Raw genomic sequence first — 24,964 nt, forward strand, 5'->3', positions numbered from 1 at the left:
TTCAGGCGAACGATTCGATCGGCGGGCACGAGCAGACCAGGTTGCGGTCTCCGTGCGCTCCGTCGATTCGCCGCACGGCAGGCCACACCTTGGCTCGCCCGGCGCCCGTGTCGGGGAATGCGGCCTCCTCGCGCGTGTACGGATGAGACCACTCTCGCGCGAGGCTGCGCGCGGTGTGCGGGGCGCCCCGCAACGGGTTGTCGTCGACGGGCCATTCGCCCGAGCCGACGCGATCGATCTCGACGCGGATGGCGATCATCGCGTCGCAGAATGCATCGATCTCCTCGAGACTTTCGCTCTCGGTAGGCTCGACCATGAGCGTTCCGGCGACCGGGAAGCTCATCGTCGGTGCATGGAAACCGTAGTCCGCCAACCTCTTTGCCACATCGTCGACGGTCACACCGGTACGCTTGGTCAGCTCACGAAGATCGAGGATGCATTCGTGAGCGACCATGCCGTTGTCGCCCGTATAGAGCACGGGGAAGTGCTCGTCGAGGCGACGGGCGATGTAGTTCGCCGACGCGATGGCCGTCAGCGTCGCACGTCGCAGTCCCACCGCACCCATCATCCGAATGTAAGCCCACGTGATCGTCAGGATCGACGCGCTTCCGTACGGCGCAGCGGCGACCGGTGCGCCGCCTCCGAGTCCCTCGCGCAGCGGATGTCCCGGTAGGTACGGCTGCAGGTGGGCACGGACGCCGATGGGTCCGATACCCGGGCCGCCACCGCCGTGCGGGATGCAGAACGTCTTGTGCAGATTGAGGTGGCTGACGTCTCCGCCGAACTTTCCCGGACGGGCCAGTCCGACAAGTGCATTGAGGTTCGCGCCGTCGACGTACACCTGGCCGCCCGCGTCGTGGACCGCGGCACAGATGTCGTCGATCTGATGCTCGTACACACCGTGGGTGGACGGATACGTGATCATGATCGCGGCCAACGAGTCGGCATGCTGATCGATCTTCGCGCGCAGATCGTCCACGTCCACGTCGCCGTTGGTGCGACATGCGACGACCACGACCTTCATACCGACCATGACCGCGGACGCCGCGTTGGTGCCGTGCGCACTCGACGGAATGAGACAGATGTTCCGATGACCGTCGCCGCGACCGATGTGATAGTCCCGAATGGCAAGCAGCCCAGCGTATTCGCCTTGACTGCCGGCGTTCGGCTGCAGGCTCACCGCGTCGTAGCCGGTGATGTCGACGAGCCACTTCTCGACGTCGGCGATGATGGACCTGATGCCTGCTGTGTCATCGTCGGGCGCGAACGGGTGCAGCCTCGCGAACTGCGGCCACGTGATCGATTCCATCTCCGCGGTCGCGTTGAGCTTCATCGTGCACGAACCGAGCGGAATCATGCTGCGATCGAGCGCGATGTCCTTGTCGGACAACATGCGTAGATATCGCAGCATGGAGGTCTCGGTGCGGTGCCGGGTAAAGGCAGGATGCGTCAGGAACTCGGACGTGCGTCGGGCAGATGCAGGAAGCGAGTCGACGCGTTCCGCATCGGACCGCTCGGCACCGAACGCCGCGAGCACCGCGTCGACGTGCTCGTCCGTCGTCGCTTCGTCGCAGGACACACTCACGGTGTCGTCGTCGACGAGGCGCAGGTTGATACCCGCCTCCTTGGCGGCGGCCACGACGGCGCCGGCACGCCCCGGAACTGTCGCCGTCACGGTGTCGAAGAACGCGTCACCGGCCAGCGAGACACCCGCACCGCGTAACCCCGCCGCGAGAGCAGTTGCACGCGCATTGACCCGCAACGCAATCGAACGCAAGCCGTCGCTGCCGTGGTAACTCGCGTACATCGCCGCGACGATCGCCAGCAACACCTGCGCGGTGCAGATGTTCGACGTCGCCTTCTCACGACGGATGTGCTGCTCTCTGGTCTGCAGCGCCAGACGGTAGGCCACGTCGCCGTCGGCGTCGACGGACACCCCGACGAGCCGTCCGGGCAGCTGCCGCGAATGCGCCGATCGAACGGCCAGGTAGCCGGCGTGCGGGCCGCCGTAGCCCATCGGCACACCGAAGCGCTGAGAAGTTCCGAAGCAGGCGTCCGCTCCCACCTCCCCGGGCGGAGTCACGAGTGTCAGCGCGAGAAGATCGGCGCCGACGGCCACGAGCGCACCCCGCTCGTGCGCGCGGGCAACGATGTCCGACAGATCGCGTACCACGCCGCTCGCACCGGGTGTCTGCGTCAGCAACCCGAAGAACTCACCGTCCGGAAGACCGTGCGACAGGTCGCACCGCACCAGTTCGATCCCGAGCGGGGCCGCGCGCGTCTCGAGCACCGCAAGCGTTTGTGGGAAGACGTCGGTGTCGACGACGAATCTCGGTGACGTCGACGCCCGGTTCGCTCGTCGGAGCAATGTCATCGCTTCGGCTGCAGCGGTCGCCTCGTCGAGCATGGACGCGTTCGCGACCTCCATGCCCGTCAGATCCGCCACCATCGTCTGGAAGTTCAGCAACGCCTCGAGCCGACCTTGGCTGATCTCCGGCTGATACGGCGTGTACGCGGTGTACCAGGCCGGGTTCTCCAGGATGCCGCGGGTGATGACCGGGGGCGTCAGTGTGTCGTAGTAGCCGAGTCCGATCATCGAGACCGCGACCGTGTTCTGTTCCGCGCGCTGCGCGAGTTCGGCAAGCGCGTCGTGCTCGCCGACCGGGAGCGGCAACGCGTCGAGGCCGGCGCCGACTCCTGACGGTGCGTCGTCGAGGATCGCCTGCGGCACGGACTTGGTCGCGAGGTCGTCGAGCGTCGGCACCCCGACCACGTGCAGAATTCGTTCGAGTTCGTCGGCGCTGGGTCCGATATGCCGATCGGCGAACACGCGCTCGCTCGGCGTCGACGAAGAGTCGGTGGGGACGGTCGGATCGATCACGAGCCACTCCAGGTGCGTGCGACAGGGCCCTCCCCCTCTGTCGCATGCCCACCGACGCGGGCGCCTGAGAGATTCAGCCGGGGCGACGACGACGTCGTCCGGCCTTTCCCCTTGGGCGGATGGGTGCTCCCATCACTTTCCAGAGACGTCGAGGCTCACACGGTCCGTGTGCCTGAGAGATTGACGGGGAGGTGTTGCTCCTTCGGCGCCCGAGACTGGCTGTCCCGGAACTCTCCCGCGTAAGCGCGACGTGCGAAAAGTCTAACCGGTCTTTCGGCTGGCGCGATTCTTGCGTCGCGACGCGAGTTCGTCCTCGGGCGTCGTCTCGAAATCGCCGCCGTCGGCGCGTTCGGCCGGGAAATCCGCGATCAAGCCGGTCAGTTCACGCATGGCGCCGTTCACCGCGATTCCGAAGACACCCTGTCCGCCCTGCAGCAGGTCGACGACCTCCTCGGCCGACGTGCACTCGTACACCGTCGTGCCGTCGGAGAACAGCGTGATGTTGGCCAGGTCGCCGACACCGCGCTGACGCAGATGATCGACGGCGACACGGATGTTCTGCAGCGAGATTCCGGTGTCCAGGAGACGCTTGACGATCTTCAGGACGAGCATGTCCTTGAAGGAGTAGAGACGCTGACTACCCGAACCCGCCGCGCTCCGGATGGACGGGACGACAAGCCCGGTGCGAGCCCAGTAGTCGAGCTGCCGATACGTGATGCCCGCGATCTGGCACGCGCTGGGAACGCGGTAGCCGACAAGTTCGTCCGGGACCGAATCGTCCGGAAACAAGCCTGGCTGGAAGTCCGGGACGGAAGTCGCCGGGGTCGCCTCGGCCGCGGAGGTGTCGGACGATGCGGCGGTGTCGGACGACGCCGTGTCCACCGCGTCCTGTTCAGCGGTGTCCGGCGTGTCGGACGCTGAACCGTGGCGGCGTTCCTGCGGCTGATCTCCCACTGACTGCTCCCTCTTCGGATGTCTCGACACTGCGCACGGATCGCCAACTTCGTTCGATCCGGCCGGGCTCAATTCCCGGCTTCCTGCCGCGTGAGGTCCATTCCGCGTACGAGGCCAGAGTACTCCCCGGCACGCAGCGACGACATGGGATCGCCGAGCGGAACTCACAGGCGGAACGTTAGGACCCGAGTGAGGGCGAATCAACGCAACGCGCCGTAACACTGAACCTAAAGTTGAGGTTGAGACTCTTCCGTTATCGAATCGGGCGCTCTACCCGCCGGTGGCCTTGAAATCATCCGGGGATACCGACTCGAGAAACTCCTTGAACTTCTCGACTTCGTCTTCGCGTTCGTCGGGCATCAGCAAGCCCGCTTCGGCGAGGACCGGCTCCTCCGCGTAGATGGGAACTCCTGCGCGCAGCGCGATGGCGACCGAATCGGACGGTCGAGCCGAGACGCGCACCTCTTTGTCGAACACGAGATCGGCGTAGAACGTGCCCTCCTGGAGGTCGACGATTCGAACCTCTTTCAGGGTGTGCCCGAGGGCGCCGATCAGGTCTTTGATCAGGTCGTGGGTCAGCGGTCGGGCCGGCTGGACGCCTTGCTGCTCCAGCGCGATGGCTGCCGCCTCCGTCTGCCCGATCCAAATGGGCAGATACCGTTCTCCATCGGACTCCCGCAGCAGGAGAACCGGCTGGTTCTGCGGCTGCTCGACCCTGATACCGACGACTCGCATCTCACTCATGGTGACTGCCTCCCACACGCGTTGAAATCGGGCCGCAGGTCTGGGTCCGTCCACTGCATTCGAGTCTATGGGAAGTCGGCGGTCGTAGTGGTGTCCGCCGACTTTCCTCCGTACATCAACGATCGAGTGCCCCGCGCACCGCTGCCTTCACGAGACACGTGTGCAGAGTCAGCGACAACGCCGCGAGTTCGCGGATCATCTCCTCCGCGCGGTCTCGCGCACCGGCGTCTCGGCTCTTCGCAACGGGCCCGGCGATCTGCGCGACCAGACCCGCCTCGCGGTCGGCGGCCAATTTGAACGCGCGAAGGTGCCGAACTTCGAGTCCGAATTGCAACATCGCATGTGCGGTCTTGGCCAGAACGACCGAGCCTTCGTCGTAGAACCCGGCCTGGCCGGGCGTGATCAGGCCGGCGCGGATCAGCTCGGTGAGGAACGAATCCTCGATTCCCGCGCGCTCCAAGAGATCGCTCTTGCTCAGACGCACCTCACGGTCGGCGAGGAACTCTTCCGGCGACACCTCCCCCGGCGCGACGCTCAGCGAGCGCGGCCGGCGGGAGGTCGGCTCGGCACGCTCGACACGCGCCGCGCCACTGTCGATGGCCTCCAGTTGCTCCTTGATGACCTTCAGCGGCAGGTACTGATCTCGCTGCGCCGTCAAGACGTACTTCAGGCGTTCGCAATCGGCGATGGAAAACCGCCGATAGCCGGACGGCGTACGTTCCGGCGAGATCAATCCCTCTGCTTCGAGAAATCGGATCTTGGAGATGGTGACGTCGGGGAAGTCGGGCCGTAGTCGATCGAGGACGGAGCCAATCGACATCCCCCCGGGAGACCGCTGCCCGACGGCGGTCACTGGCTGCCCGCACCCGCAGACGACTCGCCGACCTGAGTACCGGCACCGCCGCGAGGCCCGGTCAGGAAGACCAGGCGGAACTTTCCGATCTGTACCTCGTCACCGTTGGCCAGAACGGCAGAGTCGACCGGTTCACGGTTGACGTACGTGCCGTTCAGGCTGCCCACGTCGACGACCTGGAACTCGTCCTCGTCCTGGCGGAATTCTGCGTGGCGACGGCTCACGGTCACGTCGTCCAGGAAGATGTCGCTGTCGGGGTGGCGGCCGGCCGACGTCGTCGGCTGGTCGAGCAGGAAACGGGAGCCGGCGTTCGGGCCTCTCTTCACCACGAGAAGCGCGGACCCGACCGGAAGGCCCTCCACACCCGACACCGGAGCCTCGGACGTCTGACTCGTCGCCGAGTTGTCCAGCTCCTGCAGGAAGTCTGCACGGAAGACCGAAGTGGTCTCCGCCGGCGACTCTCCGTAGATGCCGTCGTTGTCGTTCTCGCTCACCGTTTCTCCTTCTCAGTCCGATCACCCGGGCGACGTACACCTCGGGTCTCGCAGTAGACAGCTTTCACGTTCAGTTCTTTGTGCGGACCTGTGCCCCCGACACGGCATCTACATACCCACGACCGTACCCTGCACACGAGCATGGGTGTAGACCGTTTCTCCGGTCCGCTCCCGCGAAGTTACCCGGCCGTAATGGCAGCATATCCGTCCGCGTCGAGCATCTGTGACACCGCCGCGTCCAGTGTCGCTTCGGTGTCGACTTCCAACTCCACCAACCACCCGTCGGTGTACGGACCCGAGTTGACCTTCTCGGGCGCAGCATCCAGATCTTCGTTGACAGCAACGACTTTGGCCGTCAACGGCGCGAAGACGTCGGACACGCTCTTCGTCGACTCGACCTCGCCCAACGAAGTTCCTGCTGTGACCTCGTCGCCGACGGAGGGAAGTTGAACGAAGACGACGTCGCCGAGTTGTCCTTGGGCGAAGTCGGTGATGCCGATCCTGACCGTCGTCGGTCCCGTCCGCAGAACCCATTCGTGCTCGGGCGTGTACGACAATTCGGCGGATGGCGCGTTGTCACTCAACTCGGCAGTCCTTTCGGGTGGTAGTCGAGCGGGCTCGACCTAGTTTCCGGGCTGAGCGTATTGACGTGATCGCGGGTCTCGCAAGGCAGACACGGTGACCTGCTGAGATTGAGACACTGCGCACTCCCCACTGCTTTTCGCAACCGTGTCGACGACGCCACCGGGGATGTCCAGCGCGGCCGACAGCGTCGGCGGGTCGCCGATCGCGGTGATGACGAAGGGCGCCTTCAATTCCCGGCCGTCGACCACCGTGTTACCCGCCGGACCGGCGATCCAGGAATCGATGCCTATGCGAACCGTTTCGTCTGTGGCACCGGCGATCTGCATCGCTTCGGCACCGGCTGCTCGAAGTTCCTGTACTGCATCGACGAGAACCTCGGACCCGACGCCGTTTCGTGGGTCGGTCACCGTGACGACGACGCCAGGCCCGGTCGCTGCGACCGACCCGACCTGGATCGACAGTGCGTCGAGCTCGGCCCGAGCCTCGTCCAGCGCCGCGCCGGATCCCCCGCTCTCGTTCTGCAGCGTCGTCAACGTGTTCTGCAGGGTGGCGATGTCCTCCCGGATGGCTGCCTCTCGGCGGCCGAGGTTGTCCAATACGACGAGCAGATCGGCCGGCCTCGCGGAGTCGAGATAGTCCTCGTCGTCGTTGACTCGCACCTGCGCGGCCAGGCCGATTCCGAGGACCGTCATCAGCAGAACAGCCAGGCATCCGAACACGACCGACCGACGACGGTTCTCACCGCGGCGTTGATGGCGACCTTCCTGCGACACGGTGTCTCACGCTCCGAACAGGCGACGCCGGAGTGCCGCAGCGTTCCCGAAGATCCTGATACCGAGGACGACGACGATCGCGGTCGACAGTTGGGTTCCGACACCGAGCTGATCGCCGAGCCACACGATCGACGCGGCAACGAGCACGTTGAAGACGAACGAGACGACGAACACCTTCGCGTCGAAGATCTCGTCGAGGTAGGCACGAAGACCGCCGAACACGGCGTCCAACGCGGCCACGACGGCGATGGGCAGATACGGGGCCACGGGGTCGGGCACCTCGGGACTCGCGACGCTCCCGATGACGACACCGATCGCGAGTGCCACGAAGGCCAACAGAATCAGGCTGCCACCGCGTCGCCGGTGCTCCGGCGGTTCGTGCGGAGAATCGTCGACGTCCTTGTGCGTGCGCTCGTCGGTCATCGTAGGCCGTCCTGGTGTGCGAGGGCGATCGGGCGGCTGGCCGCTGCGGGTAGATCGATCTCGGACTCGGCTCGCACGTCGAATCCGACGCGGTAGAGCTGCGACAGCGCCGACATCCGGAGGTACGCGTCGCTGACCGAGAATCGAGCTTGCAGCTGTGTCGGCGACCCTATCGCCGACACGGTGTAGGGCGACGACACCGGCCGATTGTCGACGAGCATCGCCCCTCCCGCCTGCCTGATGGTGACACCAGGACCGATCCTGATACCGCCGACCGCAACCGCTTCGGCGCCGCTGGCCCAGAGGGAGTTGACGACGACTTGCAGGTCTCGATCCAACACGGTCGCGGCGGACGATCCGCGGGGCCGGGTGGACGCGTCGGACAGGCTTGCCGCGGCCGGCGGCTCGGACACGACGACGCTGATGCCGGGGCCCGTCACGGGCGTCGTTCCTGCCGCGTCCGCGACGGACTGCAGCGAGCCGAGTACGTCGTTGCCCGCATCGTCGCTCTGCAAGGCTTCTCGTCGTGCCTCGTCGACCGCGACGACCAGTTCGGCGCGCTGCGCATCGAGCTCGTCGGCGCGATGTGACGCCTCGCGAGCTGCACCGAGCGCATCTCGTCCCACCCCCGGAGCATCGGACGGGTCGAGCGCCGTGCGGCCGACGGCGACGCCGAACACTGCCCCGACCGCGAGCGTTCCTGCGATCGTCCAGGTGGCGGCCGACCGTCGCGAGCGGTTGTTCTTCGCGTGGCGAGATTCCGACGCGGCCGCGTAGCCCGGGTCCAGATGTTCCGACGTCAGTGACCGAAGGAGCGAGGACTGGGGATTGCGCTGCGCCGGCCTACGCATGAGGAGTCGGCCTGCTTTCGGCTGTCGGAGTCGTCATGCCGACGAGAATCGCCTGGTACGTGTACAAGATGCCGGTCCACGTGTACAACGCCGTCCCCCAGACCAGGAGTGCATATCCGATCGGCGAGCACACGTCTGCGACGGTCGAATCCCCCGCAGCGATCAGCAGGACGGGCAACGCCATCATGATGACGAACGTCGCCGCCTTGCCGAGGTAGATGACCTGCGGCGGAGGGAGTCCCCGTCGCCGATACACGAACATCGTTCCCGCCAGGACGAGATCCCGCCCGATCAGCAAGGCCGCAACCCACCACGGAATGATGCCGCGCACGACGAATGCGACGAGCGCGGTGACTACCGACAGCCGATCCACCAACGGATCGAGCAGTTCACCGAGCCGCGACGACTGGTCGAGGGCGCGGGCGAGCTTCCCGTCGAGCCAATCGGTCGCACCACTCGCGAGCAGCACGGCGAGCGCGAGACCGTCGGCGTGGCGGACCAGGAGCAGATAGAGGAACAGCGGAATCAGCAGCAGACGGAGCACACTGAGAACGTTCGGAACGGTCAGGATGCGATCGCCCCGATCGGTTTCGGACGGACTCACCACTCGCACCTCGATTCCTGAACTGTCGAACGCAGATGCGTCAGCGCCACGCGAACACCGGCTGTTCGAAGTCTGCCACGCGTGTGTGTCGTCCTCGAAGTACCACCTCACGGAACTGGTGAACCACCGCGCCCGTAGGCGCGTGGACGAGCGACTCACGGAACGGCCACTGGATCACCGGCCGTTCCGATTGCTCGATGGTCACGAATCGCGGATCGGTGTCGATTTCCGACACCCCGACCTCGTACACGATGGCGACCTCGTCGGGACTCGGTTTCAGCTCGGCCAAGCGGTCACCGACCCAGACGACGAACGGCGTGATCACATAGCCCGATCTGGTCTCGTAGTCGTCGAGGCGTCCCAGCACGGCATCCTCGTCTGCCCGCAACCCGAGCTCCTCGTGCAGTTCACGCAGGCACGCCTCGACCGACGACTCGCCCGGATCCACACTGCCGCCGGGCAACGCGAACTGCCCCGGGTGTGCACGCAGGCGCGACGGCCGTTTGGTGAGAAGCAGTCGTCGGTGTCCCGGTGTTCCACCGATCGCCAACGCCACGGACGCGGCCCGCTTCGCACCGGCTGGGACCGTCGTGGGGACGAACGACGCGAGAGCAGCGACGATGTCGGAGCGTTCGAGTCGGTAGTCGGGCGGTTCACCGGCGCCCGAAGCGTCCGCCGTGTTCGCTGTCAGGACTTCGCCGACAACGCGACGACGGGAATGACCCGCGACGTCTTCTTCTCGTACTCCGCGAAGCCGGGGTAGAGCTCGGCCTGTTTGCGATACAACTCGTCACGCTCGGTGCCGGTGACCTCCGATGCCACGACGTCGACCGTCGAATCCCCCACCTCGATCGCGGCATCCGGGTTGGCCTTGAGGTTGTGGTACCAGTCGGGATTCGTGTCGGCCCCTGCCTTGGACGCGAAGATGACGTAACGATCGTCGTCGGGCAGGTACATCACGGGACTGATGCGCCGAGCACCGGACTTGGCCCCCGTGCTGTGAAGCAGCAGCAGTGGCGCCCCTTCGAACGGCCCTCCCACTTTGCCGTGATTCGCGCGGAACTCCGCGATGACTTGCTCGTTGAAGTCGGCCATCGAACACTCCTCGTCTGCGGCTGAACGGTGCGGTTCACTCTACCGAGACAGGGCGTCGAAACACCGGCTCCGGTCAACGCGCCGCGGCGCGACCTGCCGATCGGCCCGAGAAGATGCATCCACCCAGGAATGTGCCCTCGAGCGACCGGTAACCGTGGACTCCGCCGCCACCGAACCCGGCCACTTCACCGGCTGCGAACAGCCCGTCGAACGGTTGACCGTCGCGACGAAGAACTCGGGAATCGAGGTCGGTTTCGAGCCCGCCGAGTGTCTTCCGGGTCAGAAGATGGAGCTTGACGGCGATCAAGGGTCCCGACGCAGGATCGGACATCCGATGCGGCGTGGCGATCCGTGCGGCCTTGTCGCCCCGGTATCTACGGGCCGCATGAATGGCCGACACCGACAGGTCCTTGCTGAAGTCGTTGTCCATTTCCCAGTCGCGTGCGGTGACCAGTCGTTCGATGTCGCCTGCTTTCAGTTCGACCTCGCCGATCCGGTTCATGCCGGCTACCAGGTCGCCGATCGAGTCGGCGACGACGAAATCCTCGCCGCGACGCTTGAAGGCTTCGACCGGTCCCGGTGCTCCGGATCGCACGCGTTCGAGAAGCTTGCGGACGCTCTTGCCCGTCAGGTCCGGGTTCTGTTCCTGGCCGGACAGCCCGAACTCCTTCTCGATGATCTTCTGATCGAGCACGAACCACGAGTAGTCGTATCCGGTCCGGACGATGTGTTCGAGTGTGCCGAGGGTGTCGAATCCGGGAAACAGCGGTGCGGGCAACTGTTGTCCGTGCGCGTCGAGCCACAGCGACGACGGGCCGGGCAGGATCCGGATGCCGTGGTTCGGCCACACCGGGTCGAAGTTGGTGATTCCTTCGGTGTAGTGCCACATGCGATCCGGATTGATGACGCTCGCCCCCGCGTCGGCGGTGATCTGCAGCATTCTGCCGTCGACGTGCGCCGGTACACCGGTGAGCATGTGCTTGGGCGCAGGCCCCATGCGCTCGGGCCAGTTCTTCTTGACCAGGTCCCAGTTCGCGCCGATGCCTCCGGACGTGACGATGACCGCGGGCGCGTCGAACTCGAACTCTCCGATGCCGAGACGCGACGACGGGACTCCACGTGGCGCGCTCGACGGTTCGAGAACGGTGCCGCGCACGCCGGTAGCGGCGCCGTCGGTGACGACGATGTCGTCGACACGGTGGCGGTGCGCGAGCGTGACCAGCCCGTCGGCGACGCCTTTGCGCACGATATCGGCGAAGATCTCGACGAGCGCAGGCCCTGTCCCCCAGGTGATGTGGAACCGCGGAACCGAATTACCGTGTCCGGTGGCACCGTATCCACCTCGTTCCGCCCATCCGACGAGCGGGAAGATCTTCAATCCTCTTTGCCGGAGCCAGCTTCGCTTCTCCCCTGCGGCGAACTCGACGTAGGCCTCCGCCCAGCGACGCGGCCACCGGTCTTCTTCGCGGTCGAACCCGGCCGTGCCCATCCAGTCCTGCAAGGCAAGCTCGTGCGAATCCTTGATGCCGAGGCGGCGCTGCTCGGGACTGTCGACGAAGAACAAGCCACCGAACGACCAGAACGCCTGACCACCGAGATTGGCCTCGCTCTCCTGATCCACCAGAATCACGTGCTTGCGCGACGCCACGAGCTCGGCCGTCGCGACCAGGCCTGCCAGGCCCGCCCCCACGACGACGACATCCGCCTTGGAAACGACCATGTCCACCCCTTCTCATCCACACCCCGCCGGTACTGCGCTCCGACTGTAGACGCCGTGGCGAACGAGTCGAGGGCGAACGCACGGGTTCTGCACTACTCTGCTGTCGACCGCCGACCGGAAGGTACCTGCCATGCCCGTTCGCACCACCGACGACGATCACGTTCCCAGCGTTCTCTGCGTCCACGCGCACCCCGACGACGAAGCGCTCTTCACCGGGGGCGTGTTGGCCCGCACCGCTCGTCGGGGCGGACGGACCGGCGTCGTCACCTGTACGTGGAGTGAGGGAAGCGGCCGGGTCGAGGAACTCCGGCGGTCGCTCGACATTCTGGGCGCCGGCGAGCCGCGCCTGCTCGGGTACACCGACAACGCGTTCGACGACGGGGTGAAGTTCTGTTCCGCGCCGTTCGACGAGGCGGTCGGTAAGGTCGTCGGCCACATCAGGGACTTCCGTCCCGACGTCGTCGTCACGTACGACGCCTTCGGTTCCTACGGACATCCGGACCACGTCCACGCACACAGGGTGACCATTGCCGCTGTCGAGGCCGCGAGTCACCATCAGCTGTACCCGGAGGCGGGGACGCCGTGGGCGCCGTCGCATCTGTGTTTCGCGACGTTCCCTCGCAGCGAGGTCGAGAACCGATGGGGAACTCTGTTCGGCGGCACAGCACCGCAGCCCGGCCCCGGAATCCCCGGCGTCGACGACGAGCTCGTGACGGTGACCGTCGACGTACGAGAATTCTTCGATACGAAGTGGGCCGCATTCACGGCCCACGAATCCGAACTCACGCGCGGCGGCGGCGCGAGCCAGTTCGTCGCCATGAACGACTCGGATCGACGCGACACCCTCGGCACGGAGTGGTTCATCCATCGACAGCTGAGAGGCGACGCGACGGACCCCTTCGCACCTCGGTGACCAGCGCGTCGACGCGGCCGCGTCGTGGTGTCGCCGACGACGCGTACCGTGGTCGACGACCACTGAAGTCGAACGAGTAGGTCCGGAGAGTTCACCTCGTGCGATGGGACGACCGGCTGCGTCGCGAACGTCTGGCGCAGACTCGGCTGGGGCACGACTGGATCGTTCTCGGCCGAACGCGTCGCGCGCTCCTACGCACGGCACTGGCCGTCATTCCACTCCTGCTCGTGCTGAATCTGTACTGGCAGCACGACGTCGCGCCCGAGCAGCGCAGACTCGCGTCGACGACTCCTCAGGTCGACCAGATCTTCGATGCAGCGGATCCTCGAGACCGCGCTACCGCCGTCGTCGACATGGTCGGACTGGGCAACGTCGATGCAGCACCGACCGCGATGTCGCTCCCCGCATTCGGTGCGATCGGCCGCGTCTGGGCGGTGCGCTACGACAACCGCGGTATCGACACCGAGGTGATCGGCCAGCTGATCGCCGCGCGCGCGAAGACCGCGGAGGTGAAGAACGTCGTGCTGGTCGGCCACAGCATGGGTGGCGTCGTCGCGCTCGAGGTCGCGCAGCATCTGTACGAGGACAGCGACGTCCGCGTGACCGGAATCGTGTTGGACTGCACGCCCCTCGACCTGCACGCCGTGCGCGCAGGCAGCCGAGACGCAGGTGAGAACCTGTTGCGGTGGATCGGCTGGTTGCCGGGAGCGCGTGAGAGTCGCACGCTACGCACCGTCGTCGAGATGGCCGCTCGCTCCGAGAGATTCGTCGACCTGCACTCGTCGTGGTACCCGAGAATTCACTGGGACGACGCCGTCGACGCGTTCGACGAAGTCATGCGGGACAAGATCCTGAATCCCTCGGCCGCGAGCAACGGGTTCATCGAGTCTCAATTCAGGACCATCGTCGCGTCCGGCGCACTCGACAACCTCGATGCGCTGAACCGCCCGGTCGACGGAAAGCCCAGTCCGGCAATCGTCTTCTTGCGTCCCTCGATCGGACGCGCGGACGGCGTCGTCGACGTCGACTATTCGCAGTCGATCCTGTTCGACCGAGTAGGTGGATCCGACGGGCAGCTACGTGTCGTCCGCATGCCGGGAACCGGTCATGCGAATCCGCGCCAGGAACCTCAGCGGTACAACGATGCCGTCGTCGACCGTGTACTGCCGTTTCTCGAACCACGCGTGTTCTCGTCGGGCCGCTCGGCGCTCCCGGTGAGCGGCGACGTCACTCGTCGGACGACGTCGCCGGGGTGACCGACGCCGCGGCGGCCCGCGACGCTATGGTCGTGACGGACACCCAGCGTGGATCCATCCGAAACCCCTCAGGAGTTATCCGATGCCCCACCCGTATCCGGTGCGCGAAATCGCGAGGCAAGCCGGCGTCAGTGAGGCGACCGTCGATCGCGTCCTGCACAAACGTCCAGGTGTGCGTGCCGGTACCGTTCTGCAGGTGGAACAGGCGATCGCCGACCTCGACCGTCAGCGCACGCAACTGAGGCTCTCCGGCCGGACGTTCATGGTCGACGTCGTGATGGACACACCCAATCGATTCTCCCGTCTCGTGCGCGAGTCCCTCGAGGCCGAGCTACCGGGCTTGCGGCCCGCGGCCATCCGCGCACGGTTTCATCTGAAGGAGGGTTGGCCGGTCGACGACCTCGTCGCGACCCTGGACTCCGTCGCCGCGAAGGGCAGTCACGGCGTCATCCTGAAAGCTCCGGACACACCGGCCGTGGCTGCGGCGATCGATCGAGTGACGGCCGCGGGCGTTCCGGTTCTGACGCTCGTGACGGACGTACCCGCGAGCAATCGAATCGCGTACGTCGGGATGGACAACCGCGCCGCGGGAAGCACTGCGGCATATCTGGTGTCGCAGTGGCTACGGCAGTCCGACGCGGCCGTCCTGGTCATGACGAGCCGCAACTTCTTCCGCGGCGAGGAAGAACGAGAGATGGGCTTCCGTGCCGCGATGCGAGCACGAGACCCAGGTCGTCGCATCGTGGAGATCTCGGACACCGACGGCCTCGACGACACGTCTCGGATACTCGTCGCCGCCGAGTTGGAGCGAGGCCAGGACATCCGCGCTGTCTACTCCATCGGTGGCGGCAATTCCGGTGTGCTCGATGCATTTTCGGCCGCCGGACGCGAATGTGAAGTGTTCGTCGGACACGATCTGGCCCAGGAAAATCGTGCGCTTCTGCAGACCGGTCACCTGACGGCGGTGTTGCACCACGACCTGCGCGAGGACATGCGGTACGCGGCCCGGTCCATCATGACGTTCCACGGGGCGCTGCCGGGCTCGGTCCGTACGGTCCGGTCCAAGATCGACGTCATCACCCCGCACAACATGCCGGGGCGATGACGCGTTCGGTGTCAGTTGTTCTCGGGGAGGCCGCTGATCCAGGACGTGCTGCGGACACCGTCGGTGATCGCGAGGACGTCGGCGAGCAATTCCTCGTCGATGGGCGCCGAGACGGCGGCCACCGCTGCATCGAGGTTCTTGGCCTTGGTCGTGCCGATCACCGTTGTCGCACAACCGGATCGCTGAATCGAGAACTGGTTGGCGAGGAAGGACACGTCCACGCCGCGAGCGGCACACAGCGCGGAGACGGCGCGTGCCGCATCGAGAATCTCCTGCGGGGCAGGCAGATCGATCCGTAGGCCTGCTGGTGTCAGTAGACCGAGAGCGACTGCGGCAGCGTTGATCACGGCCGTGTCGTTGTCGCGGCACACCGGAGCGAGTACCGTCTCGAGTTCGGTGTTCAGCAACGTGAAGTGAGCGTAGGAGAGGATCACGTCGAGGTCCGTCTCGGTCACCGCGCGGGCCAGCGTGTGCATCGGATATCCGGTCATGCCGATGTAGCGGCACTTGCCCTCGTCGCGCAGCGAGACGAGTTCCGCGTAGGCGTCGCCGAACACGCCGTCGAGAGAGACGAACTCGATGTCGTGCAGCTGGAACACGTCGACGTGATCGGTGCCCAGCAGCTCGAGGCTGCGCTCGAGGCTCGTGCGAATACCGTTGGGCGAGAAGTCGAAATCGTTCGCACCGTTACGTCCTGCCTTGGTGCCGATCAATACCTCGTCGCGTATACCGGCGACGGCGCGACCGAGCCGGCGTTCGGCCAACCCCTGTCCGTAGTACGGGGACGAGTCGAAGAAATTGATTCCGGTGTCGACTGCGCGATGAACGGCATCGAGCGCCGCCGTTTCGTCGGCACTTCCGAACATATCGCCGAGGGGGGCCGTTCCGAACGATACGGCGGAGACCTTCAGCCCGGTGCTACCGAGGGTGTTGTACTGCATGGATTTTCGCGACTCCAGTCAGGTGAGGTGGTGCACCCGATTATTCAGGGCGCGTGGCGGCTCCGACAAGCGACCTTTCCATCAATTGTCCCTCGAGGTCACGAGAGCACCGTTTCGGCGCTCGAAGCCCTTGCGGTCGTAGAGGCGAACGACGACGAGACCGACCAGAAGACCGATCGCCATACCGATCGACGTCATGGTCACTCCGTGTCCGAGGCCTGCGTCCCATCGGGCGTCGAAGTAGAGGATCGCGCGCACCGCGAGGTAGACCTGGTGCATCGGCTCGAACTGTGCGAGCCATCCGAAGATCCTCGGTGCGGCGCTGATCGGGACGGTTGCGCCCGCCGACGGTAGCCCCAGAACGACGAACAGGATCAGGTTGATCAACAGGCCGAGCGTGCCGAACACCGACACGATGGACACCGCCGTCACACCGACCGCGGTGATGGCCAACGCCCCGTACATCCACAACAGCAGCGAATGCGACGACGGCATACCCAGTGCATGGGAGATCAGCAGATACAAGGCCGACACCACCAGGCCGACGATGGCCATGAGCGCCCACTTGATCAGCATGGTCTGCAGGCGGGATATGGGCGCGGACGCCGTGTGACGGAAGAACGGCCCGTACTCGGTCGGCGTGAATCCCAGGACGCTGTCGACCAGAGAGCTGACGACCATCGCGCCCGTGAAGCCGGCGAGAAGGAGCAACAGCGCGTAGTAGAACGCAGACAGGCCGAGGCCGGTTCCGTCCGGGAGTGGATCGTGCGGAGTGACGATGATGTCGATCGGCTCGGCGAGCGTCAGTGCAGCGGCGCCCGAGATCGGCGACGCTTCGGTCGCACCGAGCTGTGCCTGCACCTGCTCCGTGAGCTGTTGTCCGACCTTGGCATTGGCTTCACCGAGCGCCTGATCGCCGATCGCGCTGAACAACGACGAGCCGAGGGTTCCTGCGCGCGGGTTCGTGTAGACGGTGATGACAGGCTTGTCGACGTCGCCTGCAACGACACTGGCCTGCGCCAGTATGGACAGACGTTTCGTGAAGTCGCTCGGAATGACGATGGCGCCGAACACGTCTCCACTGTCGAGTTGGTCGTGCGCCTGCGCGATCCCCATCTGCCGGAGGTCGACGGTGTTCGGGTCGATCCCTTCGACCAGTCCATCGCGAATCTGATTGCCGAAATTCGCCTGTTCACCCGTCGGCAGAACGTCCCCTTCATCGCTGACGACGAGAGCGATCGGGAAGTCGTGCAAGCTCTTCTTCGGATCGAGGATGCCACCCATGTACACCGCAGCCAGCACGGACATCAGCACCGACACCACGAGGATCGGTGCGATCCACAGTCGAGGCCCGCGAAGCGCACCTGCACCGGATCGCTCGTGCTGCCCGTGCTCGGGCTTCTCGTCTGTCATCCACGACTCCTCGAACGCAGTGAGAGGTCCGTCGCGTGCACCACGCGGCAAACCCTTGCCGGTCGGCGACACCGATCGCCGATCACCGGAAGCCTACTTCCGTCCCTCGTAGGGCGGGTGCGCCCAGGGTCGTCGTCCACGACGGCACATCTTCCGGAGCGACGCCTCCTGCTTCGCCGTAGATCACGGCGAGCGTGTCGCGTTCGAAGTCCGAGCCTTCGTAGGCACTCGGCAGTGCAGCGTCGGACACCGCGGGTACCGCGGAGTACTGCGGCGCCGGCAACTCCGGAACATCCTGCGGCCCCGGGTTTCTCGACGGGACCTGGTACGAACCGTCGTTCACGGAACCGCCCGGGTACTGGCCGAAGAATTCACCGGCGGCGGTATCGGCAGGTTCGAAGCACCGGGGCCCGCGGTTGTCGAGGAACCGCGGCTCGTCCTGGTTCGGCAGGTAGCGGCCCTTGGGGTTCACGATCGGCATCGTGACGTTGATGCCGCGGTATTCGTCGCCCACGCCGATGACTTTCTGCGCCTCGGCAACTGTCGGAACGAACTGCGCGAACGTACATCCGAACGCAGGCGAGTACTCGGCCAGAAGCTCGAGCGCTCGACGGGAGTCCGCGGCGATGCCGACGAGGTTGTCCGAATTCGCCTGCAGGAAATCCGAAGTCGTACCGCCCGTCGACGTGAGTGTTGCGATCAGCGTGTCCACCGCAGGTCGCTGTTCGACCACGGTGTTCCCTGTCACGGCGAGATTGTCGAGGGCGTCCACCAACTGCGGGGCCGCATCCGAATAGGTTTGCGTCAGATCCGCGAGGCCACGCAGATCGTCCTGAATGGTGGGCAGTTCGGTGTTCAGGGCGGCGAAGATGCGCTCGAGTCGGTCGATCGTCAACCCGAGATCGCTGCCGCGCCCGGTCAGTCCCTGCGCCAGCGCTCCGAGCGTGCTCGCGAGGTCTTGCGGCGGAACGGCTTCGAGCAACGGAAGCAGGTTGTCCAGCAGCTGGCCCACCTCGATGGCTGCGCCGCTCGTGTCCTGCCTCAGCACGGAGCCGTTCGTGATCGGCTCTCCCTCCGCGCCTTTCGGCACGATCAGCGACACGAATCGCTCACCGAACAACGTCTTCGGCAGAAGACGAGCCGTCGTGTCCGACGGAATGAGGTCGGCCTTGTCCGGATCGATGGCCAGACGGGCGGTGACCACACCGTCGGCCGCCGACGTGGATCGCACCTCCCCCACGATCAAGCCGCGAACCTTCACGTCGGCGTTGGTGGGCAACGCGTTTCCGACGGAGTCGGTGATCAGATCGACGTCGACAACCGTCTTGAACGTCTTGGTGTACGACGTGATCGACCACGCGACGAACACGATGATCATCAGGAACAGGAGCATGCCGAGCAGTCGCCGCTTCAGCGGTGACGGAGATTCGATCATGCGGCGACGCCCGGCCGCGACCCGATTCCGACCGAGCGTCGTGCAGACCGACAGGACGACCCGAGGAGGGGGTGTGCGCTCATTCCGCGAATCTTAATGTAACGCGGGGTCACAGTTACAAGAGAATGTGACGCACACGATCACCCGACGGCTGTCACTCCGCGCGACGGCCAGTGACCAACAGATACTCCCATTCCATCGACGTTCCGTCGTAGAACTCTTCGGCCAGTTCCCGCAGGGTTGCGTCCAGTGCACGAACCTTGTCCGGCTCGGCCTCGATGCGGGAGTACACCGCGATGGTCGGACCGTACTTGGCCTTGAAGTAGTCGAGGAAGCCGTCGGGCTCCGTGAACATGTCGACGACCAACTTCTTCCTCGTGCACTGCAGGTCGGCAACTCGATCTCCGAACAACTCTCGCACATGAGCCTCGTCACCCCACAGGGGCGGAGGCTGCGCTCCGGGCGGTGGCGGTGCCGCGTACGGCTTCAGTGCGGCGAACATGCGGCCGATGAAGCCAGCGGGGGTCCAGTTGACCATCCCTATCGACGCGCCTGGCCGGGCGACGCGAATCATCTCGTCGGCTCCCGCTCGATGGTGCGGCGCGAACATCACCCCGATGCACGACAGCACCGCATCGAACTCGCCGTCCTTCCACGGGAGCGCCTCGGCGTCGGCCTCACGCCACTCGATGTCGGTGAGTCCGCGTTCTGCCGCGAGTCGCCGTCCTTCGTCGAACAATTCCGGTGTCAGGTCCGAAGCCACGACGTGCGCGCCGCATGCCGCAGCGGCAAGCGCCACGTTGCCGCTGCCCGCAGCCACGTCCAGTACTCGTTGTCCTGGCGATATCGAACACGCATGGACGAGCATCGGTCCCAGTTCGCCCACTACCTCGGCTGCAATGGCCGGGTAGTCACCCATCGCCCACATCGAGCGATGAGCCGCCTTCAGCGCACGGTCGGCGGCGATGGTGTCGATCGAGTCGGTCATGACATCCTCCTCTCGCGATTCGTTACCTCGACATGCTGTCTTCGAATGGTAAAAGCACTGCTCCCACTGCCTCCAGTACTGAATCTGTACCGCCTCGGGCTTCGGGCGAACAGGACCGGACGACTCTGTCGGTCCCGGCCGACCCGTCGTAACATCCGGCACATGGGGGCGACCTACCACCAGTTGTGTCCCGCGGCGAAAGCGATGGAACTGTTCGACGAGCGCTGGACACTCCTCGTCGTCCGCGAACTCGTTCTGGGAAGCAAACGGTTCAACGAACTTCGACGGCAACTTCCGACGATGTCGCCGACGCTGCTGTCCAAACGCCTGCATCGGTTGTCCGCTGCCGGAATCGTCGAGAAATGCGTCGTCGACGACGACGTCCACTACGCACTCACCGAGTCCGGGCGAGATCTACGCACGGTCGTCGAGGCGCTGGGAGCATGGGGTGCACGCTGGCTCGACACTGCCGACGATGCGCGCGCGCTGACGTGACGACACCTCGCACTGCACCGCGCGCGCTCACCCGTTTTCTCGGCTGCGTACGGAATGATCGAGATGGTGTCCGCATCGGTGCGGGCGGTGACGTGAATTCTGGAGGTATGGGTGGCCGAGCATCGGGTGTTCGATGTGTCCGTTCGCGGCGACGAGGAGGACGCCCGGCAACTATTGAACGACCCCACCATCGCGGTTCTCGACACCGTCGACCAGCAGCGACGATCGCTGGCAGAGCTACTCCCGAGGCCGGTGACCGAGCTCGAGGAGCAGGCGCGGTGGGTGCACTACCCGTGGCGCCGGACCGTCGCGCGAGTTCTCGGCCCCGACGGTTTCCACCGGCTTCGCTTGGACCGCAACCGGGACAAGATCACTCTCGACGAACAACGGACGTTTCGGGGTCTGAAGATCGGAGTCGTGGGGCTGAGCGTCGGGCACGCGATCGCCCATACTCTCGCTCTCGAGGGGTTGTGCGGTGAGCTGCGGCTGGCCGACTTCGACGAACTCGATCTGTCCAACCTCAATCGGGTTCCGGCGTCGGTGTTCGATCTCGGCGTCAACAAGTCCGTTCTCGCCGCCCGTCGCATCGCCGAGATCGACCCGTACCTGCCGGTTGCGGTGTTCACCGACGGCATCACCGAAGCGTCGATCGACGAGTTCGTCGACGGGCTCGATCTGGTAATCGAGGAATGCGACTCGTTGGAAGTGAAGCTGCTCGTCCGCGAGCACGCACGCCGACGGCGTATCCCGGTGGTCATGGAAACCAGCGACGGCGGAGTGCTCGACGTCGAGAGGTTCGATCTCGACCCGGACCGACCGCTGCTGCACGGACTGCTGCCGGATCTCGGACCCGCCCGGTTCTCGACCATGACTGCCGAGGAGAAGACGGCAATAGCTGCATCGATCCTCGACCCCGCGAAGATCACCGCCCGGATGGCGGCATCGGTACCGCAGATCGGATCGACTCTGTCCACGTGGCCGCAGCTCGGCGGCGATGTCGCGCTCGGCGGGGCGGCCGTGGCCGCGGCAGTACGGACGTTCGGACGCGGTGAGTCTCTCCCGTCCGGTCGCAGACGTATCGATCTCGACGCACTGCTGCGCGCCGGTGAGGATCCGCTGACCCGACATCGTGATTCCGCGGCACGCGCCGCCGTGCCGTCGCAGTCCGCATCGGGTGACGACGCCGACACCGCGTAGCGGACTAACTTCGTGCGTGTGATCTCTAGGTAATGTTCGTTCGGTCCACTTCCCGATTCGAGGGTTTCGACGATGAATGTGTTTGCCCGGTTGCGCCCGCGTTCGTGGGTGAGCTCGTGGCGTTCGCATGTCGACACCCGCACGTCGATGGTGATCCTCAGCGCGACCGGCGCCGTGCCGCTTCTGGTCATCGCGATGATCTCGCCGACGTTCCTGCGACCGAATGCCTTTCCGCTTCTGATCGGTGTGCTCCTCTTCACCGCGGTGACAGTGCTGTTCGCGGCACGGGTGGGGCGTCTGACCGAACAGCAGTTCGCCGTGCTGGGTTTCGGCGGGATGGCCGGTGTCGCAGTGTGCGCCTACCTCATTGCCGACCCGGCGGGCATGCGGGCAGTGACGTCGATGTTGGCGATCGTGCCTGCCATCGCGGCGTCGGGGTCGCCGCCGCGCGTGACCATTGCTTTGACCGCGGTGTCGGTCGCCATGGCCACGGCGTTGTCGATCGAGGGCATGGGGTCGTCGGGCTGGGCGGTCACCGCTGTGGCGATCGGTGCCGCCGCAACCGCTGTGCTGGTTCCCGTCGTCCTCATCACCGGCCTTCGCCGTGCCCTGCATGTGATCAACGAACAATTGCGAGTACTGGCGAGCACCGACCCGCTGACCGGGTTGGTCAATCGCCGTGGGTTGCTCACGCTCACCGAGAAATTGCTGGACACGGCCGCCAGGCACGACTTCCCGGTATCTGCGTTGGTGGTGGACATCGACCTGTTCAAGACCGTCAACGACACCGACGGCCACGCGGCCGGTGACCGAGCTCTGACTGCAGTCGCGCAAGCCCTCGTCGATGCCGCGGACGACGCCGGAACACCGAACGCGATCGTCGCGAGAATCGGCGGTGAGGAGTTCCTCGTCCTCGCGCCGAGTCGACCTGGTGCGGACCTCGCGGACAAGGTGCTGCACCGGGTTCGGTCGGACTGCACGGTCACCGTCAGCGTCGGAGCTCTCACCGTCGACCTGCAGCAGGCATCCCCCGGCACGGAACCTCGCCCACCACGGTCGAACGGCACCGAACGGGATATCGATGCGGTCCTCGACCAGGTGGTCCGTGCGGCCGACATCGCTCTGTACGCGGCGAAGAGCGCCGGCCGCGACCACGCCTGCCACGCAGGGGTTCTGCGGATTCCCTGGGGAGCGGACTCGGTGCGCGGCACACGCATCAGAGCGACCGCCGACCCTCGTACTGCGACCGGTGAGAGATCACGCGGCGACGGCAGCCGCAGAGTGTCGTAGAGCCCGCGCGTCGCGATACATGCGGGACAACACGTCGGGCCGAGCGTCGACCTGGATGCTCCGGCGATCCCACCACATGATGCGGGTGCGGTACCGCTCGTCGGGATACGCGGCGTAGGGCACGTGCTCTGCGACGCGGCCACCCGACGACTCCCACCGTCGCAGAACGTGTTCCGCTGCGGTCGCCATGATCCATCGCACGTTCATCGCATCCATCGTCGGCACCGCGACGCGAGCGAGCGCACCTGCGACGGCGCCTGCGTCGGCGAAATCGGCGTCCACCCAGGCGGTTTTCATCTCGACGACGCCGTCGCGCAGCCTCGAGTCGATCATGTCGCGGACTTGTTCGCGGCCGATGTTCCCCGCCCACTCCGTCATCGCATGCGACTGGTCGGCACTCGTGTATGCGCCCTGGCCGCGAACTCCGCCGACGACGGCGCCGGTTCCGTCGATCGACACGAAGAACAACGCCGTATCGGACGCAAGGTGCCGCGAGTCGGCATCCAGGACGACCTCGACGCCGTGCTTCGCGTACGAGATGTGCGCCCCGCGGAGGTATTCGGACCACAGGTCCGGGTCGTCGAGAGGTGTCGTGCGGACGAGGGTAAGACCGGTGAGGGCGTCGTGCACCTCGGCGCGCCCGACGTACCGCCAGGAGCGAGCAGGTGCTGTGTCGACTGTCGAGAAACTCATCTGTGGACCTTTCGGGGAACCGCTCCGAGCGGATCTGTGGGAAAAACGTGCGAATGTCGGTGCTTGCCCATGAAAACAGGCACCGCGGTCAATTCTCTGTGCCGGGACCACCTTGTACAACGTGCGCGCGCATGACCCCTGTCCATCGAGTATCCGCAGAACGGGTACGAGAGGCCGAATTTCGCCGGTGCCGGTCCCGAGGCCGCACGAATCGCATTGCTGTTCAGGGTGTTCCGACACCGCCGCGCGAGCGCGGGCGCTAGACTCTCGCATTGTCGGAGTCTCGTGTCACCGCACCCCACCAGGTCCGACCCGGAAAGGGCGCCATGGGCATGCAGGACACAGACAGGGCTGTCTCCCAGCGAAAGCCGTGGCGAGCCGCGTCGATCGCCCTGCTCGTGGTCGCGCTGTACCTGGTCGTGGTGACGATCTACGGTCTCGGAGACCGTACGGGAGCGCCCGATACTCGCGAACCTTCCGCGTCGGGCGCCCTTGTGTATCTCGACGTGGTCGGGGTGGACGGCGCGAATTTCTCGATCGACGCCAGAGTGACCGTCTATCCGGGACAGGATCTCGTGGACGACGACGGTTACCTGAAAGACGACCTCGTCGTCGACGTCTCGCCGCTCGCCGCGGGTGATCGGCTCGAGTACGTCGCGGGAACGACGCCGGGGGCCGGACCGGTGACGCTGTACGCGGACGGTGACATCACTCGGTGGCCGTTCGACGTGCACGACGCCGCCGACGTCGCAGTTCGGGTGACCAGCGAATCCGTCCGCGGCAGCATTCCGATCGCCACCGACGTCGCGGTCACCGATTCGCTGTCCGGATGGAATGTTCGAGCGGACGATCCCGATCGGTTGTCACCGCAGTCGTTCGGCGTCACGGCGAACAGGACCGCAGGCTCGGTGATCTTCGCCCTCGCGCTGTGCGTCGTTCTACTCGTGCTGCCGGTGTGCGCGTTGTTCGTGACGGTGCAGACCGTCCGTGAACGCAAGAAGTTCCAGCCGCCGATGGTGACCTGGTTCGCGGTCATGTTGTTCGCAGTTCTGCCGCTGCGCAACCTGTTCCCCGGTAGTCCGCCGATCGGATCGTGGGTGGACTACACGGTGGTGCTGTGGGTCGTCGCAGGTCTCGTCACCGCGATGGGCATGTACGTACTCGCGTGGTGGCGTCAGGCTCCCTAGATCACGCCCGGCTCGGCGCCGGGTGCCTACTGTGGACCGCAAGGCAAAGGCATCGACCCGTTTCACGGCTTGGG

At 65.6% G+C, this 24,964-nt stretch carries 24 protein-coding genes, 1 pseudogene and 1 riboswitch; of the genes and pseudogenes, 7 read left to right on the forward strand and 18 right to left on the reverse strand.

Annotated features, from left to right (window positions below; all coding sequences use genetic code 11):
* Position 1: 1 nt before the first annotated feature.
* The 13 genes from gcvP to RhoFasB10_RS08255 all read right to left on the reverse strand — a co-directional run bounded on the left by gcvP (position 2) and on the right by RhoFasB10_RS08255 (position 11,977).
* A complete protein-coding gene (gene gcvP, locus RhoFasB10_RS08195; RefSeq protein WP_308115109.1) occupies positions 2 to 2,881 on the reverse strand; it encodes an aminomethyl-transferring glycine dehydrogenase in 2,880 nt (959 codons plus the stop codon).
* 150 nt (positions 2,882 to 3,031) lie between these two features.
* Positions 3,032 to 3,129, reverse strand: a riboswitch (glycine riboswitch).
* A gap of 13 nt (positions 3,130 to 3,142) precedes the next feature.
* On the reverse strand, positions 3,143 to 3,763 hold the full coding sequence (locus RhoFasB10_RS08200) for a MerR family transcriptional regulator (protein WP_068431481.1): 621 nt from the start codon (positions 3,761 to 3,763) through the stop codon (positions 3,143 to 3,145).
* 342 nt (positions 3,764 to 4,105) lie between these two features.
* Positions 4,106 to 4,579, reverse strand: coding sequence for a bifunctional nuclease family protein (locus RhoFasB10_RS08205; protein ID WP_068431205.1), 474 nt, complete (start codon positions 4,577 to 4,579; stop codon positions 4,106 to 4,108).
* Positions 4,580 to 4,694: 115 nt separating this feature from the next.
* Positions 4,695 to 5,432, reverse strand: a complete 738-nt coding sequence (locus RhoFasB10_RS08210; protein WP_068431208.1) for a MerR family transcriptional regulator — start codon at positions 5,430 to 5,432, stop codon at positions 4,695 to 4,697.
* Entirely contained in the window at positions 5,429 to 5,926 is a 498-nt protein-coding gene (locus RhoFasB10_RS08215; RefSeq protein WP_068431211.1) for an FHA domain-containing protein, read from the reverse strand. Before RhoFasB10_RS08215 ends, RhoFasB10_RS08210 begins: the two co-directional genes overlap by 4 nt.
* A 179-nt stretch (positions 5,927 to 6,105) precedes the next feature.
* Complete coding sequence (gcvH, locus tag RhoFasB10_RS08220) at positions 6,106 to 6,510, reverse strand: glycine cleavage system protein GcvH (protein WP_068431214.1); 405 nt, start codon at positions 6,508 to 6,510, stop codon at positions 6,106 to 6,108.
* Positions 6,511 to 6,549: 39 nt separating this feature from the next.
* A complete protein-coding gene (locus RhoFasB10_RS08225; RefSeq protein WP_346764366.1) occupies positions 6,550 to 7,284 on the reverse strand; it encodes a DUF881 domain-containing protein in 735 nt (244 codons plus the stop codon).
* A gap of 6 nt (positions 7,285 to 7,290) precedes the next feature.
* Positions 7,291 to 7,707 (reverse strand): DUF1290 domain-containing protein, encoded by a 417-nt coding sequence (locus tag RhoFasB10_RS08230; RefSeq protein ID WP_084424016.1) that lies wholly within the window; start codon positions 7,705 to 7,707, stop codon positions 7,291 to 7,293.
* Entirely contained in the window at positions 7,704 to 8,558 is an 855-nt protein-coding gene (locus RhoFasB10_RS08235; protein WP_167675927.1) for a DUF881 domain-containing protein, read from the reverse strand. Before RhoFasB10_RS08235 ends, RhoFasB10_RS08230 begins: the two co-directional genes overlap by 4 nt.
* Complete coding sequence (locus tag RhoFasB10_RS08240) at positions 8,551 to 9,162, reverse strand: CDP-alcohol phosphatidyltransferase family protein (RefSeq protein WP_243636803.1); 612 nt, start codon at positions 9,160 to 9,162, stop codon at positions 8,551 to 8,553. Before RhoFasB10_RS08240 ends, RhoFasB10_RS08235 begins: the two co-directional genes overlap by 8 nt.
* 40 nt (positions 9,163 to 9,202) lie before the next feature.
* A complete protein-coding gene (locus tag RhoFasB10_RS08245) occupies positions 9,203 to 9,784 on the reverse strand; it encodes a CoA pyrophosphatase (protein WP_167676041.1) in 582 nt (193 codons plus the stop codon).
* Between the two features lie 65 nt (positions 9,785 to 9,849).
* Positions 9,850 to 10,257: a nitroreductase family deazaflavin-dependent oxidoreductase gene (locus tag RhoFasB10_RS08250; RefSeq protein ID WP_167675929.1), complete on the reverse strand. Its 408-nt coding sequence runs from the start codon at positions 10,255 to 10,257 to the stop codon at positions 9,850 to 9,852.
* Between the two features lie 73 nt (positions 10,258 to 10,330).
* Positions 10,331 to 11,977, reverse strand: a complete 1,647-nt coding sequence (locus RhoFasB10_RS08255) for an FAD-binding dehydrogenase (RefSeq protein ID WP_167675931.1) — start codon at positions 11,975 to 11,977, stop codon at positions 10,331 to 10,333.
* 130 nt (positions 11,978 to 12,107) lie between these two features.
* Here RhoFasB10_RS08255 and RhoFasB10_RS08260 point away from each other — a divergent pair, with 130 nt between their 5' ends.
* The 3 genes from RhoFasB10_RS08260 to RhoFasB10_RS08270 all read left to right on the forward strand — a co-directional run bounded on the left by RhoFasB10_RS08260 (position 12,108) and on the right by RhoFasB10_RS08270 (position 15,251).
* The gene (locus RhoFasB10_RS08260; protein WP_167675933.1) at positions 12,108 to 12,890 is read left to right on the forward strand and encodes a PIG-L family deacetylase; all 783 of its coding nucleotides are present in this window, start codon (positions 12,108 to 12,110) and stop codon (positions 12,888 to 12,890) included.
* Positions 12,891 to 12,988: 98 nt separating this feature from the next.
* The gene (locus RhoFasB10_RS08265; protein WP_167675935.1) at positions 12,989 to 14,146 is read left to right on the forward strand and encodes an alpha/beta hydrolase; all 1,158 of its coding nucleotides are present in this window, start codon (positions 12,989 to 12,991) and stop codon (positions 14,144 to 14,146) included.
* Between the two features lie 82 nt (positions 14,147 to 14,228).
* Positions 14,229 to 15,251 (forward strand): LacI family DNA-binding transcriptional regulator, encoded by a 1,023-nt coding sequence (locus RhoFasB10_RS08270; RefSeq protein ID WP_167675937.1) that lies wholly within the window; start codon positions 14,229 to 14,231, stop codon positions 15,249 to 15,251.
* A gap of 11 nt (positions 15,252 to 15,262) precedes the next feature.
* Here the strand turns inward: RhoFasB10_RS08270 and RhoFasB10_RS08275 are convergent, their stop codons facing one another.
* From RhoFasB10_RS08275 to RhoFasB10_RS08290, 4 genes are all read right to left on the reverse strand, one after another.
* On the reverse strand, positions 15,263 to 16,192 hold the full coding sequence (locus tag RhoFasB10_RS08275) for an aldo/keto reductase (protein WP_167675939.1): 930 nt from the start codon (positions 16,190 to 16,192) through the stop codon (positions 15,263 to 15,265).
* An 81-nt stretch (positions 16,193 to 16,273) separates the two neighbouring features.
* Entirely contained in the window at positions 16,274 to 17,605 is a 1,332-nt protein-coding gene (locus RhoFasB10_RS08280; protein WP_167675941.1) for a DUF3533 domain-containing protein, read from the reverse strand.
* Between the two features lie 82 nt (positions 17,606 to 17,687).
* Positions 17,688 to 19,040, reverse strand: coding sequence for an MCE family protein (locus RhoFasB10_RS08285; protein ID WP_167675943.1), 1,353 nt, complete (start codon positions 19,038 to 19,040; stop codon positions 17,688 to 17,690).
* A gap of 154 nt (positions 19,041 to 19,194) precedes the next feature.
* Positions 19,195 to 20,028 (reverse strand): methyltransferase domain-containing protein, encoded by an 834-nt coding sequence (locus RhoFasB10_RS08290; protein WP_167675945.1) that lies wholly within the window; start codon positions 20,026 to 20,028, stop codon positions 19,195 to 19,197.
* A gap of 162 nt (positions 20,029 to 20,190) precedes the next feature.
* On the opposite strand from RhoFasB10_RS08290, the pseudogene RhoFasB10_RS08295 reads away from it, so the two are divergent.
* The 3 genes and pseudogenes from RhoFasB10_RS08295 to RhoFasB10_RS08305 form a co-directional block, all read left to right on the forward strand.
* A pseudogene (locus tag RhoFasB10_RS08295) lies at positions 20,191 to 20,490 on the forward strand (helix-turn-helix domain-containing protein); the annotation flags it as partial.
* Between the two features lie 144 nt (positions 20,491 to 20,634).
* The gene (locus RhoFasB10_RS08300) at positions 20,635 to 21,720 is read left to right on the forward strand and encodes an Rv1355c family protein (RefSeq protein ID WP_167675949.1); all 1,086 of its coding nucleotides are present in this window, start codon (positions 20,635 to 20,637) and stop codon (positions 21,718 to 21,720) included.
* A 72-nt stretch (positions 21,721 to 21,792) separates the two neighbouring features.
* Complete coding sequence (locus tag RhoFasB10_RS08305; RefSeq protein ID WP_167675951.1) at positions 21,793 to 23,010, forward strand: GGDEF domain-containing protein; 1,218 nt, start codon at positions 21,793 to 21,795, stop codon at positions 23,008 to 23,010.
* Here RhoFasB10_RS08305 and RhoFasB10_RS08310 read toward each other — a convergent pair.
* Positions 22,978 to 23,703, reverse strand: coding sequence for a hypothetical protein (locus tag RhoFasB10_RS08310; protein WP_167675953.1), 726 nt, complete (start codon positions 23,701 to 23,703; stop codon positions 22,978 to 22,980). The genes RhoFasB10_RS08305 and RhoFasB10_RS08310 overlap by 33 nt on opposite strands.
* 272 nt (positions 23,704 to 23,975) lie before the next feature.
* Here RhoFasB10_RS08310 and RhoFasB10_RS08315 point away from each other — a divergent pair, with 272 nt between their 5' ends.
* Positions 23,976 to 24,890, forward strand: a complete 915-nt coding sequence (locus tag RhoFasB10_RS08315) for a DUF4436 family protein (protein WP_240930966.1) — start codon at positions 23,976 to 23,978, stop codon at positions 24,888 to 24,890.
* Positions 24,891 to 24,964 lie beyond the last annotated feature (74 nt).

Origin of the sequence: Rhodococcus sp. B10, assembly GCF_011770055.1 — a bacterium.
Lineage (GTDB): Bacteria > Actinomycetota > Actinomycetes > Mycobacteriales > Mycobacteriaceae > Rhodococcoides > Rhodococcoides kyotonensis_B.

Excerpts from the sequence above, each read along its gene's own strand:
- RhoFasB10_RS08205 (WP_068431205.1), bottom strand. The coding sequence starts at position 4,579 with ATGAGTGAGATGCGAGTCGTCGGTATCAGGGTCGAGCAGCCGCAGAAC.
- RhoFasB10_RS08230 (WP_084424016.1), bottom strand. The coding sequence starts at position 7,707 with ATGACCGACGAGCGCACGCACAAGGACGTCGACGATTCTCCGCACGAA.
- RhoFasB10_RS08235 (WP_167675927.1), bottom strand. The coding sequence starts at position 8,558 with ATGCGTAGGCCGGCGCAGCGCAATCCCCAGTCCTCGCTCCTTCGGTCA.
- RhoFasB10_RS08250 (WP_167675929.1), bottom strand. The coding sequence starts at position 10,257 with ATGGCCGACTTCAACGAGCAAGTCATCGCGGAGTTCCGCGCGAATCAC.
- RhoFasB10_RS08255 (WP_167675931.1), bottom strand. The coding sequence starts at position 11,977 with ATGGTCGTTTCCAAGGCGGATGTCGTCGTCGTGGGGGCGGGCCTGGCA.
- RhoFasB10_RS08260 (WP_167675933.1), top strand. The coding sequence starts at position 12,108 with ATGCCCGTTCGCACCACCGACGACGATCACGTTCCCAGCGTTCTCTGC.
- RhoFasB10_RS08270 (WP_167675937.1), top strand. The coding sequence starts at position 14,229 with ATGCCCCACCCGTATCCGGTGCGCGAAATCGCGAGGCAAGCCGGCGTC.
- RhoFasB10_RS08275 (WP_167675939.1), bottom strand. The coding sequence starts at position 16,192 with ATGCAGTACAACACCCTCGGTAGCACCGGGCTGAAGGTCTCCGCCGTA.
- RhoFasB10_RS08280 (WP_167675941.1), bottom strand. The coding sequence starts at position 17,605 with ATGACAGACGAGAAGCCCGAGCACGGGCAGCACGAGCGATCCGGTGCA.
- RhoFasB10_RS08285 (WP_167675943.1), bottom strand. The coding sequence starts at position 19,040 with ATGATCGAATCTCCGTCACCGCTGAAGCGGCGACTGCTCGGCATGCTC.
- RhoFasB10_RS08290 (WP_167675945.1), bottom strand. The coding sequence starts at position 20,028 with ATGACCGACTCGATCGACACCATCGCCGCCGACCGTGCGCTGAAGGCG.
- RhoFasB10_RS08305 (WP_167675951.1), top strand. The coding sequence starts at position 21,793 with ATGAATGTGTTTGCCCGGTTGCGCCCGCGTTCGTGGGTGAGCTCGTGG.
- RhoFasB10_RS08310 (WP_167675953.1), bottom strand. The coding sequence starts at position 23,703 with ATGAGTTTCTCGACAGTCGACACAGCACCTGCTCGCTCCTGGCGGTAC.